The organism is Neolewinella maritima, from assembly GCF_923081025.1.
GTDB classification, from domain to species: domain Bacteria; phylum Bacteroidota; class Bacteroidia; order Chitinophagales; family Saprospiraceae; genus Neolewinella; species Neolewinella maritima.
In genome coordinates, this window is record NZ_CAKLPZ010000001.1 from 1,824,989 (window position 1) to 1,837,918 (window position 12,930).

Below are 12,930 nucleotides of genomic sequence, written 5' to 3' on the forward strand. Positions count from 1 at the left end.
GCCGCTAAAAACAGGCAGTGACGATGAACGTAAGGGCCCCCAATCCTTTCTATCCCTTTACCCCACCCCAAGATATACCTATGCAGAACCGCACGATAATCGACCACGTCCAACCCCAGATCAATCAGGGCAGATTTCCAATTAAACGCGTCGTCGGCGAGCGGGTAGCGGTCTCGGCCACCATCTTCGGCGATAGCCACGATTATTTGCGCGCCGTGGTGGCTTACCGCCGGGCAGGGGCGGACAGCTGGGAAGAAAACGAACTGACGGAGGGCAGCAATGACCTATGGACCGGCCAGTTCACCGTGACCGAGCAAGGAATGTACGACTACAAACTAGTCGGATGGGTGGATCACCTCAAGACCTGGCACAAAGGGTTCAAGAAGAAATATGCGGACGGTCAGGACATGGCCATCGAACTACAGATCGGCGCCAACTACCTCAGCGAGTTGGGAGATGCACACGAGGGCGCAGCGCACAAGGAGATCATGGCTGCCACCAAAAAACTTGGCGGACCGAAAGCCAAGGCCGTCGCTTACGTGCTGAGTGATGACTTTAGCAAAGTGCTGGAGCGCTACCCCCTGCGCCGTCACGAAACAGCTTACGACCTGGGCCTGAAGGTCAAAGTAGCCCGACCTAAGGAACGATTCAGCGCGTGGTACGAGCTCTTCACCCGCTCCACTTCCCCCGAGCTAAATCGTAGCGGCACCTTTAAGGATGTCGAAAGCCTGCTGCCCCGGGTACAAGAGTTAGGCTTTGACGTGCTGTATATGCCACCAGTCCATCCCGTGGGCTACCGCAACCGCAAGGGGCGCAACAACGCCACTGAAGCACTTGCCGGCGAACCCGGCAGCCCCTGGGCCATCGGCGCCAAGGAGGGCGGCCACAAGAGTATTCTTCCCGAACTGGGGGACATCGAAGACTATAAGGCTCTGATGGTCAAGTGTAAGGACTACGGGATGGAAGTAGCGCTGGACCTAGCCTTTCAGTGTGCACCCGACCATCCCTACATCGAGGCACACCCCGAGTGGTTCATTTGGCGGCCGGACGGATCGATCATGTACGCGGAGAATCCCCCCAAGAAGTACCAGGACATCGTACCCATCAACTTCGAGACCGAAGATTGGAAGGCACTATGGGCGGAGCTCCTCAGTGTCACCCTCTACTGGTGCGAGGCGGGTATCCGGATCTTCCGGGTAGATAATCCCCACACCAAGCCGTACCGCTTCTGGGAATATATCATTCGGGAGACCAACGAGAAATACCCCGACGTGATCTTCCTGGCCGAAGCCTTTACCCGGCCGGCCATCATGGCGGAACTGGCCAAGCGCGGCTTCCAGCAGAGCTACACCTACTTCACCTGGCGCAACACCGCGGCCGAGATGCGCGAGTACCTCGAGGAGCTCACCACTACCGAGCTGCGGGAGTACATGCAGCCCAACTTCTGGCCCAACACCCCCGACATCCTCGCCTACGAAATGATGGGAGCCAACGAGAACCAGTTCGTCAAGCGACTCCTACTGGCCGCTACCCTATCGAGCAGCTATGGGGTATACGGCCCGAGCTACGAGATCATGGAGAACCGGGGCAATACGAACGGCAAGGAGGAGTACTACGATAGCGAGAAGTACGTAGCCCGTCATTACGACTGGTCGTACCGCAACCGCATCACCAATACCTACACCAAGATTAACCAGCTGCGCCGGACGCACCCCGCACTGCAGCAGACCAACAACATCACCTTCACCGATACCACCAATCCGAATCTGCTCAGCTACGTCAAGTACAGCGACGACCGCAGGAGCATGATCTGGTGCGTGGTCAACTTCGACCCCCACAATCCGCAGGATGGCTACTGCGCGGTACCGAAGGTGCTACTTGAAGGTGCACACCAGTTTCAGGTCAGGGAGCTGCTCACCGGCGCAAGCTACCGGTGGAACGGGGAGGCGAACTACGTTCGTCTCGATCCCGGCTACTGGCCCGCCCACGTGTTTGAAGTGATCCTGTAGTCGCTTAGCGCGCAAAGTTGCGCACGAACAGGTACTGGGTGCTGCCTCCCGTAGTGCTGGCATTGCCCTCGCTGGGCAGTACCATGGCTTCGACGTAGGTCCAGCCGTTAGCGATGAGGTAATTAACTGCGTGCATGACGGAGTTGAAGCGGATGCGGTCGCCGGAGTTAGGATCGATGACTTCCATGCGGTTGCGGCTGCCGCCGTTGATGCTCTGCCCGTAGTCGATGAAGATGGTCACCTTATTGGACAAAAAGCGCTCCTGGGCGATCATGCGCACCATCTGTACTTCCTCCAGGTTATTGATGTTGACGCCGTCAACGACAACCTGGGCAAAGGCCGTGGTGGCCGAGGCGAGCAGGAGAGCAGTGGCGAAGAAAAGCTTTTTCATTATGGCTTGCGTTTGCTAGTATAAATGCACCTGCGGCCGCGCCGTACGTGTGCCGGAGCAAGTATAGGAGTTCCTTAACGAAATAGTGCCTACCGTACGACGTTTACTCCGCATGCACTACCTCCTGCTCGTTCTTGCACTTGCCGTCGTCTCCGCCGATCCCGTAGAATGGCTACAGGATATGACCGTCGAGGTGGGGGATACCCTGCAGCACGAAGCAGTCACCTATACCTTCCGCTTCCGCAACCTCACGGATGCGCCGCTGGAGGTAGAGAACGTCCGCGTAGGCTGCGGTTGTACGGCCACGGAATGGGCGGATACGCCGGTAGCTCCCGGAGCCGAAGGATCGATCAACATCACCTACGATGCGACCAACGCCGGCTTTTACCGGAAGTACGTCAAGGTGTACTTCCGGGGGCACAAGGGCGGGCACAAGCTCTGGCTGGAGGGATTCGTCGAATCGGCCGAATAAGCGTGGCCGGGTAGCGTACCTTCGTCCGACTTGATTACAGCCCCGCCCGGCGGCGGTGGCCCCAAACGCTTCTGTATGACTTGGTTGACCCTCGTCCTCCTATTTGGTTACATCGGACTTAGCCTGGCGCTCTACCGCCTGTTTCCCCACGCCGGCCGGCCGGCTAAGCACGGTCTCATCCCCGGCTACAATATGTGGGTGGTGGCCGAGCTCGTAGGCCGCAAAGGCAGCTACAGCCTGTTGCTGCTGATCCCCTGGTTCAATATGATCTGGTTTGCCGGACTGATGGTAGATCTGGCCCGCTCCTTCAACCGCTTCGCCTTCCTGGAGCACGTGGCCGCCGTAGTGGCCAGCTGGGGATACTTCGGATGGCTCGGCACGACCGAGCCGGTATACCGCGGTCCGATCCTGGTCGAAGAGCGGCAGTGGCAGGCAGCGCTTGCCGCGGCGGAAAAATCCAAGGACCAGCGCGAGATCCGCAAGCTGCGCAGTCAGGCCCCCTTCGCCAAGCCGATGCTGCGCGACTGGGCCGAGGCGGCCATCTTTGCCATCTTCGCCGCCGCGCTGATTCGCCTGCTGCTCATCGAGAGCTACATTATCCCTACTCCGTCGATGGAGGGGAATCTAAATGTGGGCGATTTTCTGTTCGTGTCAAAGGTCAATTACGGGCTGCGCCTACCGGAAACCATCCTCATGCTACCCCTGGTGCACAACCGCGCACCCGTCGTAGGTGGCGAGAGCTACATCGACGGAGCGGCCCTCCCCTACCGGCGCCTGCCCGCACTGGAGTCCATCGACCGCTACGACCCGGTCGTTTTCAATGTACCCTCCGGCGACAGCGTCTACATCTTCCCAAATCGGGTATCCTCGGCTTCGGACTATGAGACAGGGAATATGGACGCGGCCGCACTCCGGGCCGTAGAGACCGGGCGGGCCAAGCTGATCACCCGCCCCGTAGACAAGAAAGAAAACTACGTGAAGCGCGCAGTAGGACTGCCGGGAGAAACACTGGAGATCAGGGACCGCAAACTATTCATCGACGGCGAGCAGGTAGAGGATCCGGATAACATCCAGTTTCTGTACGATATCACCTTCACCGGACCGCCTAACCGGGCGCAGTGGGCCGATATGGGCATCAGTACGATCGACGTAGCGCAGTCGCAGGGCAACCGCTATATCATGCACCTCGATGCCGATCAGCTCGCTGCTTTGAAGGCTGGCGATCCCAACGGTAGCTTCGAGTTCTACGACCAAACCCAGCCGAATGGCGTAAAGCTCTATCCCCACAGCCAAAAGTACTTCGGCAGCTGGACGGTCGACAATTACGGTCCCATCCTGATCCCGGCCCGCGGCCTGACCGTCACCCTCGACGAGCGCAACTACGAGCTATACTGGCGCCCCATCAAGGTTTACGAAAACAACCCAAGCTTCGAGCGACGTGGTGGTAATTTTTACCTTGACGGTCAGCCGATTACCGAGTACACCTTCCAGCAAGACTACTACTGGATGATGGGCGATAACCGCCACAACTCGGAGGATAGTCGGGTGTGGGGATTCGTACCGGAAACCCACATCCTGGGTAAGCCGCTATTCATCTGGTTCAGCATCAAGGAGGGTAGCCTGTTCAATGGTGTCAACTGGGACCGCATCTTCCGCTCGGCCACTAAACAGGGCGACTAGTTTTGGCGGATTTCCTCACCGATCGGCTGAGCAACCTGCAACAGGCGGGTACGTATCGCGAGCTACCGGGCACGCGGCAGGGCATCGACTTCTGGTCTAACGACTACCTGGGCTTCGCACGACAGCTGCACGAGACCGGCCTTCCGAACGTATCGCCAGCCTTCGCTCCCACCGCCCCCGGTAGCCGGCTCATATCCGGCGACCACGACGAGATCACCTCCCTCGAATCTCGCATTGCTCACTTTCACGGCCAGCCCACCGCCCTCCTCTACAACAGTGGCTACACAGCCAATTTAGGCGTCCTGAGTTGCCTGCCTCGCCGGGGCGACACCATCATCTATGATGCCCTCATCCACGCCAGCATCCGCGACGGTATTCGACTCAGCGGGGCGGCGGCGCGCAGGTGCAAACACAACGACGTAAGCGACGTAGCCCGACTGCTCGCAGCCGCCTCACCAGAGGGTGAGCGGTTCGTCGTAACCGAAGCACGCTTCAGCATGGACGGTGACGTAGCACCCCTGAGCGATCTGGCCAAGGTGTGCGCAAACGCCGGTGCGCAGCTAATTGTCGATGAAGCCCACTCGGTAGGTCTGGACGGACCCTCCGGCGCCGGACTAGTTGCTGCGCTTGATCTTCAGGAGCAGGTCCTGGCCACAATAGTTACCTACGGGAAGGCCCCCGGAGCAAGCGGCGCTGCGGTGCTCGGCCCCCCCTCCCTGCGGGAGTACCTGATCAATTTCAGCCGGCCATTCATTTTTACTACCGGTCCGCGGCCGGAGCAGCTGCGGGGTATTGCTGCAGCCTACGAGCAACTACGCTACCACCAAACGGAGGCCCGTGCGCGGCTGGCGGTTGTTGTCGAACGATTTTGCACTAACGCTTTCTACCAGCATATCATAGGACCTGGTAGTCAGCTGGATGGACCGATCCAGCTCGTCTTTCCCAGAAGTCAGGGCGATGTTATTGAGCTAGAGCGAGCCGTACTGGCCGATGGATTCCTGATCAAAGGCATTCGGTCTCCCTCCGTGCCGCGGGGCGAAGAGCGACTGCGCGTGTGCCTGCACGCCTTCAACACTCTGGAAGAGATCGACGGGCTGTGCGATTCGTTGCGTCGCCACCTGGAACGACACATGTGATGACAGACATCGGCATCATCGGCGCAGGCAGTATTTCAGCAGCGGGGGCGGACCGTGCATCGGCCTGGCAGACCTACCTGAGCCAGCAACCCACACATCGTCTGGATAGGACTACGGGACTGCCGGTGTATGCTATTCCAGCTAAGGCTATCGCACCAGCCGTCACGGCCTTCGGCGGGCGTCGCGGGATGGATCGGGCTAGTTTACTGGCGGTGCACGCGGCACGTGAGGCCGTAACCGAAGCAGGTTGGGAGGGCCGGGATTTTTCCATACTGGTGGGCTGCTCCCGCGGACCTACCGCTTCCTGGGAGACGGGCTACCAGCAGTTCGACCGGGAACAAATGGTGGCCCCGAGAACGTCGCCGTCTACCACCCTGGGGAGTGTCGGCTTTGCGCTGGCAGACTACTTCAGGATCACCCAGCTTAGTTCCAGTCTCAGCGTGACTTGCTCCTCCGGACTCCATGCACTGCTTCATGGTATAGCCCTACTGCGCGCGGGTATGGCTGACCGTGTGCTGGTCGGGGGCACCGAAGCACCCCTTACCGGATTCACCATAGCGCAGATGCGTGCGCTGCGGGTATACGCTTCCGCAGGGCGCCCCGGTCAGCTAGCCTGTCGACCGCTGGCAGATCCACCTTCCGGCATGGTGCTAGGAGAGGGCGCTGCCTTCCTTGCGCTGGAACGAATATCGCCGGGCAGTAGCCGTACAGCGGTGCATGTGGGATTCAGCCGGGAGGGCGGGGCTAGCAGTACGGGTATCAGTTCGGAAGGACTAGCACTCCAACACTCCATGCGGGCCGCTATCGGTGGCTTCCTACCCCCCGACGCCGTTATTGCCCACGCACCGGGCACCCCCCAGGGAGACGCGGCGGAACGAAACGGGATCGACGCCGTATTCGGATCGGCTCCTGACAGCCCGCTTTTGACTTCCCTTAAGTGGGCCACCGGACACACCTTCGGGGCTAGTGGCCCGCTTGCCGTGGTTGCTGGACTGGATATGCTAAATCACGGACAACTACTAGCCCTACCCTATGGTGGCCCGTCTCCTCCTGATGCACCATCCAATATTCTGATCAATGCCACGGGATTTGGGGGCAATGCAGTCAGCGTGCTACTACGACGGGGCGGCATAGACGGCGACAACCGAAAAGACCAATCAGCAGTGTAGCAACCTATTTACTCGCAGCATCACGCACTACCAGGATGCCGCGCATTACCATGTAGTGTCCGGGTACGGTACAGATATATTCGTAGGTGCCCGGTTTACTAGGCGCGGTGAAGTAGATCGTATCCTCTGTTTCGGGAGCGACCAGCTCGGTATGCACCAGCACCTCCGGCATATCCGGGATGTAGGCCGTGGCTGCCCCCCGCAGACCGAGATCGGCTGCGGCGAGGCCTACCCTATCCCCCATCTTGCCACTGGTGAGGACGAAATTGTGCTCCATATCGTCCGGGTTACGAAAGGTGAACTTGATCTTGGCGCCGGGGGTGGTCGTCAGGTACTGCTGCTTGAAGCGCATACCCAGGGCGGATTCCAACGTGATGTGCTCGTCGAAGGTGCCATTCCAGTCCGCCGGCATGGTGGTTGGGCGCTTTGTCGACTGTCTGATTTGTGCTAGTTCTTCCGACACTTCCGTACTACTGCTATCGCCACCCGGAATAGCGTTGAGGGTGTAGTAGCCATAGTCATGCAGCAGCCTGTCCTTGTCGGCACTCCGCAGACCGGCCACCTTGATCTCGTAGATGTATCCCGGACGGTAGCCATCCAGGGTGACCCGCACGGTTTTGCCATCGTCCTGTACCTCAGCTGAGGTAATCGTATTAGCCTGGACATCGACCACCGGACTGCCGTACTTATGATGATAGATGTAGGTGAAGTTTTGAATAGTGAAGGCCGATGGTTTGACGTTCGCGGCCGCCACCGGTTTGGTAAATTCGATATCGAAGCCCTCCGTACTTGCGCGTACCGCATACATTTCGAAGGGAGTCTTGCCCGTCCACTTCAGCCGTTCGAGCGCAAACTCCTCGCCGCCGGTCGCTGCCCATCCCCGGGCTGTTTGGCCGGCATAGAGTGTACCCGCCTGATCAAAATCGAGCCGCAGCAAACCCGAACTGAAGCCCTCCCGGAAGGGGAACACTGCTCCCTGATACGCACCGGCTACTTTCTCCAGAGCTACACGCATGATCTTGCTCTGCCCCTGGTCGCTAACAAAAAGCTGGCCGGCAAATGGTCCGAACGCACCCTCCGTACGGTCGGCCAGGATCGCAGCGGTGGAGATACCCAGGATCCCGTGGGGGAACCAAACTGCCGGCAGCTTAAGTCCGTCCAGCTCTTGCTTAGCCCGGTACATGGTCTTAAACTCGTCGTTCAGGTCATCCTCCTGCAGCTCTACGGAGCTGCCCTCCATGCCGCTCCAGCGGAGGCTGGCAGGGTGGCCGGCAAAGTCGCCCTCGGCCAGGTGAGTGATGCGGCCGGAGCCGATCCAGTCGCCCTGGTTCTCGGCTACGAAGATGTCTCCATCCAAATTGGTGCCGAAGCCGGCCGGACTGCGCATCCCCGCGGCGTACGGCTTCATCGTCTTAGTCGCTGGATCGTACTGCATCATCCAGCCACGAAACTCAGATTTACTGACGCCCCGACCCTCCCAGCCGACGTTGCGGGTAGTCATCATCGTACCGTCCTGCTGAATGAGCGGACCGTAGTGATACTCGTGGTAGTTGCCGGTCAGAGGCAGCTCCTGGACGGTCTCGTAGACATCGGCCGTTCCGTCACCGTCGCGGTCCACCAGCTTGGTAATCTCGCCGCGTTGCGCAATGTACAGGGCACCGTCGTGCGCCGTAAGTCCAAGGGGCTCGTGCAATCCTCGGGCGAACAGGCTATAGGTCGCTGATTCACCCACATCGCTGACCATAAAGACCTCTCCACGTCTAGTGCATACCGCCAGCCTACCATCGGGGAGAAAGTCCATACCCCCTACTTCGAGTTTGATCTCCTCCGGAATGGGTATACGCTCAAGCGAATAATAATCAGCCTCATCCTGGGCGGAGAGGAATACCGCGCAGAGCAGCAGAATAGTAGTTCCCAATAGACGCATAGACGCTGACTTGTATACATGAAAGATAAGCGGAACCAACCGATCGCAGCCGTGCGCCAGCTACCACTCGATCCGGTAGGTGATTTGCTCACCGGCAGGTAGTTCGGCTACCAGACGGTCGGTACGCTCACCGCGCAATAGGTGCAGTCCGCCGGCCCCGTATGCATCGATATCGATGGTAGCGCCGGGTCCGCGAAGTTCGAAGGAGCCGGGGGCGGTTTCCTGGATACGGCGAGCTGAGGCCAATTGGGTGTACACTGCTGTGGTTCCGTCCGTGTTGGCTAGCGTGCGCTGTACGCCTTCACCGGTGGGTAGTATCTGGTCCGATACCGTAGTACCCGCCAGATCAAAGAGGAAGGTAGGCCGCCCCGCCGCATCGAGCTCATACCGCAGGTGGTGGAGCTCGCTGACACTATCCGGCCAGGTATCCACTGCGGTACTCCACTGCGGACGGCCATCGAAGGCTATAACGCTACCAAGGGGTCGGGCGACTTGGGCCTGTCCGCGGCCTACCCACATCTCGGCTACGTCCACGAATGGACCGCGCCATACCTGTAGCAGACTACCGCTGTGGAGATCATAGCTGTAGTGGGGTCCGTCGGACTCTCCTACGCTGATCACGTGGGTACGCTTGTCCGTCTGGTCGTAAACCCGGCCCGGGGGGAAGTTCATAAAGCTGCGCAGCAGGTAGGGCCTATCGTCCGTGGCTAACTCTCGGGTCTCGCCGCGCCGTGGTGGATCGATGCTGTCTTCGTCTCCCGAAAGATCGTTGAGACTGACTGCCTCCCCTTCGGAAGTTAGGTAGGCCAGATTTAGCCAGGTTTCATTGCTGTACTGGTAGTGATCGATGCGAAGATCGTGGCTCCCTTCACTTAGCTCGATCTGCCCTTCCCCCTCCCGGTCTGAATCCCGACCACCCAGATCGATAACCAACCGATCGTTGACGTATAGCCGGGTAGAAGACGGTGAGCCCATCCGAAAGGTGTAGGTGTCCGCCTTGGGTACGTCGAGCGCTGAGGTGAAGCGCACCGCATAGCCCGATCGCTGCGTACGAATGGCCCCCAGGTCGAACCGGCCGATGTAGCCCGCTTGATCCGGGTTTAGGGAAATCCAGTCCGTAAAGTCCTCCGGATCACCGTCTACGGTAGCGTAGCTGTATCGAATGAGTGGTAGGCGAAGAACCACCTCACCACTACTGCTGAGCGTAGAAGACGGACCAGCCCGATCGATACTGCGCACGTCCGAAATGGACATCGTACCACGTTCCAGCGCGAGCGTGAGTGGACTGGCAGTCACGCCAGTTTGCTCCAGTTCCTCCTGATAGTACACTAGGTTCCCGTTCAGGTACGCCGCGACCAGTACCGGGGGCGCGCCATTGCGTGCGGGCTGGTATGCTACTTCCAGATCCTGCCACACATCCGGGCGTACCGTGGCTACGCTACGACGCTGCGTGGAGTCGCCCAGCTCCATACCGGGTAGGCTAAGCGCAAATTGCTCCCCCAGGCGGAGTTCCGCCCGGGCTTCATTGTCCATGCGGAAGGTAAAAGCAACAGTGAAGGCCTCCGCGGCAGGAAGTAGTTCGAGGGTAGCGGGACCGGTTGCCATGACTACGCCGTCGGAGGCAGTCCATCCGTCACCCGTCGGGAGTTCTGTAAGCTCGCTAAGACCATCGCTCGGAGCGCGTTCTTCGGTTTCTACCATACGGACAGCCAGGGGATCGGAGCTACAGGCTAAAACACCAAGTAGCAAGAGACAGAAGATGTATCGAAGCATACCCAAATCTAACGTTCCCGTTCGGGAAGTACGGACTTTGTCGTAAACTGTAGCTATGAAACGACGCCATGCCCTTAGACTGACCGCGGCTTCCCTGCTCACTCCAGCGGCACTAGCTGCCTCCGCCGCTTCCACTGCACCCGCGTCAGCGCCCGCCGCCTTTACGCTGGCCTTTGCGCCCCACGAGGGGATGTTCCGATCGATTGCCGGCAAGGACGTTCTGGACCAGATCCGTTTTGCCGCCGACCAGGGATTTCGCGCCTGGGAGGATAATGGAATGCCAAATCGGGACCCAGAGCTACAGACCAAGATCGGTGACCTGCTCGCCGAGCGGGACATGACGATGGGCGTCTTCGTAGCCAACACGATCAACTGGACCGAGCCCACGCTGACCAACGGCGCCGGGGAGCACCGCGATGCTTTTCTGCAGGACATTACCGCCGCCATAGAAGTAGCGAAACGCTGCCACGCCAAGCACATCACCGTGGTGCCGGGCTTCGTACAACAACGGCTGGAGCCGTTCTACCAGATGGCCAACGTAGTGGAAACGCTCAAGCAGGGCGCAGCCATCCTCGAACCCCACGATCTGGTCATGGTGCTCGAACCCCTGAATTACCGCGACCACCCAGGACTGTTTCTTACCAAGGCCGCGCAGGCCTACGCGATCTGCCGGTCAGTGGATAGTCCAAGTTGCAAGATCCTCTTCGATGTGTACCACCAGCAGATCCAGGAGGGAAATCTGATCCCGAACATCGACGCGGCCTGGGAAGAGATCGCCTACTTTCAGCTTGGCGATAATCCGGGCCGCAAGGAACCCACCACGGGGGAGATCAATTACGGCCGGGTACTGGAGTACATCCACAACAAGGGCTATACCGGTGTATACGGCATGGAACACGGCAACAGCATGGAGGGAGAAGCCGGTGAGCGGGCCGTCATCGAAGCCTACCGGAGCATTGACGTAGCCGCCAAATGAGCTAGCTTGCACCCTATGCCTAATTACCTCTGCGGGCTCGGCCTGCTTCTGTTGTGTCTGGCCTGCGGCCCGGATGCCCCCTCCACTACCCCACCCGCCAGCAATGAAGTAGCCGGTCCCGGTATCCGCACGGAAGCGGACGATGCGAACGAACAGCGCTCCTTCGCCCAGAGTCGGGTCGACCGGGTCGATCGCATGTACCTGGAGGGGCGGCTACGCTGCGACACGGTCAACTATAGCTGCGGGGACGCGGGCGGACAATTCACGCTCTGCTACCTGGCCGACGACCTGGTCAAGGCCGATCACCTGGCCCAGCCACCGCGCCCTACGCAGGTCTATACGGAAGTGTACTACCTGGAAGACGGCGAGGTTTACTTTGCCGCGCTGGCCAGCGACCCGCCGACGGAAGACGGCGCCACCCTCCCTGCGCTGGAGACCCGCTATTACTACGGCGGCAATCTGCTGGATCGTACCGGTCCGCAGCTGCAGGGAGCCATCGGTAGCGAAGCCCTCTTGCAGGTCGCGCGGACCGGTACGTATACTTGTGATTAACTACTCGGTAGCGTACCAGTCTTCCAGCCGTACCTCGATGTCCGCGTTCGCTTCGCTGATCATCGTGCGGAAGGCTTCAACGTCGCTCTTGCTACCGTCCTGATTGCGGTAGTGGTAGGGGTACACCACCTCGGGAGCAAAGTCTGCTACCGCACTGGCTGCCTGCTCGATGTCCATGGTGTAGGGCAGGTTCATGCACACAAAGGCCACGTCGATATCCTGCAGATCACGCATTTCCGGCACCCCTTCGGTGTCTCCGCTGAAGTAGTAGCGCGTGCCGTCGAAGTTCAGTACGTAGCCATTGAATTCGCCTTTAGGGTGGAAGTTCTCCTTTGGAGGAGGATTGTAAGCGGGTACAGCGGTGACTTCTACTCCCTTTACGGTGTAGCGCTCCCCATTGGCCAGTGCGTGGGTGGCGGCAAACGAACTGGTAGACATTGCGTCCATCACGGCCTGCGGTGCTACGAGCGTGGCGGCGGACAAGTCCAGGCCAGCCAGCGTAGCCGTATCCATATGATCCCCGTGGGTGTGGGTGATCAGTACCATATCGGGGGCACCAAAGCCGGTGTAGCGCTCTGCCCCGTCGTAGGGGTCCACAAAGACCGTCAGATCACCCTGCGTCAGCACGGTGGATCCATGAATGATGGGGTGAATGGCAACGGTATCCGTACGATCTACATCGCGGTCGTCCTGATCGGCGGCGGATAAAGCATTGTCTTCGGTCGAAGTACCTACCGTGCGGTCAGCGCAACTGAAGGTAAACAGGGCGAGGACGCAGGTGCAGAGCAGGAGAGAAAGGCGTTGGATCATAGTGCTTGGTTTGTTAGTAGCTACAACGGACTACA

The 12,930-nt window shown here is 59.5% G+C and carries 11 protein-coding genes; 7 read left to right on the plus strand and 4 right to left on the minus strand.

The genetic code is table 11. The features are described from left to right. Positions 1-80: 80 nt before the first annotated feature. Entirely contained in the window at positions 81-2,009 is a 1,929-nt protein-coding gene (locus tag MJQ68_RS07590) for an alpha-1,4-glucan--maltose-1-phosphate maltosyltransferase (protein WP_238750429.1), read from the plus strand. A gap of 4 nt (positions 2,010-2,013) precedes the next feature. On the opposite strand, the gene MJQ68_RS07595 is transcribed toward MJQ68_RS07590, so the two are convergent. After that, on the minus strand, positions 2,014-2,400 hold the full coding sequence (locus MJQ68_RS07595) for a hypothetical protein (RefSeq protein ID WP_238750430.1): 387 nt from the start codon (positions 2,398-2,400) through the stop codon (positions 2,014-2,016). Between the two features lie 112 nt (positions 2,401-2,512). Here MJQ68_RS07595 and MJQ68_RS07600 point away from each other — a divergent pair, with 112 nt between their 5' ends. From MJQ68_RS07600 to MJQ68_RS07615, 4 genes are all read left to right on the plus strand, one after another. Next, positions 2,513-2,872, plus strand: coding sequence for a DUF1573 domain-containing protein (locus MJQ68_RS07600; protein WP_238750431.1), 360 nt, complete (start codon positions 2,513-2,515; stop codon positions 2,870-2,872). A 75-nt stretch (positions 2,873-2,947) separates the two neighbouring features. Next, complete coding sequence (locus MJQ68_RS07605) at positions 2,948-4,552, plus strand: S26 family signal peptidase (RefSeq protein ID WP_238750432.1); 1,605 nt, start codon at positions 2,948-2,950, stop codon at positions 4,550-4,552. Between the two features lie 2 nt (positions 4,553-4,554). Further along, positions 4,555-5,688, plus strand: a complete 1,134-nt coding sequence (locus tag MJQ68_RS07610) for an aminotransferase class I/II-fold pyridoxal phosphate-dependent enzyme (RefSeq protein WP_238750433.1) — start codon at positions 4,555-4,557, stop codon at positions 5,686-5,688. Continuing rightward, a complete protein-coding gene (locus MJQ68_RS07615) occupies positions 5,688-6,857 on the plus strand; it encodes a beta-ketoacyl synthase N-terminal-like domain-containing protein (RefSeq protein ID WP_238750434.1) in 1,170 nt (389 codons plus the stop codon). The genes MJQ68_RS07610 and MJQ68_RS07615 overlap by 1 nt, the downstream gene beginning before the upstream one ends. A gap of 4 nt (positions 6,858-6,861) precedes the next feature. Here MJQ68_RS07615 and MJQ68_RS07620 read toward each other — a convergent pair whose 3' ends face one another. Further along, a complete protein-coding gene (locus MJQ68_RS07620) occupies positions 6,862-8,784 on the minus strand; it encodes a plastocyanin/azurin family copper-binding protein (protein WP_238750435.1) in 1,923 nt (640 codons plus the stop codon). Between the two features lie 60 nt (positions 8,785-8,844). Continuing rightward, positions 8,845-10,557, minus strand: coding sequence for a PA14 domain-containing protein (locus tag MJQ68_RS07625; RefSeq protein ID WP_238750436.1), 1,713 nt, complete (start codon positions 10,555-10,557; stop codon positions 8,845-8,847). Positions 10,558-10,612: 55 nt separating this feature from the next. Here MJQ68_RS07625 and MJQ68_RS07630 point away from each other — a divergent pair, with 55 nt between their 5' ends. Both MJQ68_RS07630 and MJQ68_RS07635 read left to right on the plus strand, forming a co-directional pair. Continuing rightward, a complete protein-coding gene (locus MJQ68_RS07630; RefSeq protein ID WP_238750437.1) occupies positions 10,613-11,533 on the plus strand; it encodes a hydroxypyruvate isomerase family protein in 921 nt (306 codons plus the stop codon). A 15-nt stretch (positions 11,534-11,548) separates the two neighbouring features. Continuing rightward, a complete protein-coding gene (locus tag MJQ68_RS07635; protein WP_238750438.1) occupies positions 11,549-12,085 on the plus strand; it encodes a hypothetical protein in 537 nt (178 codons plus the stop codon). On the opposite strand, the gene MJQ68_RS07640 is transcribed toward MJQ68_RS07635, so the two are convergent. Further along, positions 12,086-12,895 carry an MBL fold metallo-hydrolase gene (locus MJQ68_RS07640; protein WP_238750439.1) on the minus strand — a complete coding sequence of 270 codons (810 nt, stop codon included), beginning with the start codon at positions 12,893-12,895 and terminating at the stop codon, positions 12,086-12,088. Positions 12,896-12,930: the final 35 nt, after the last annotated feature.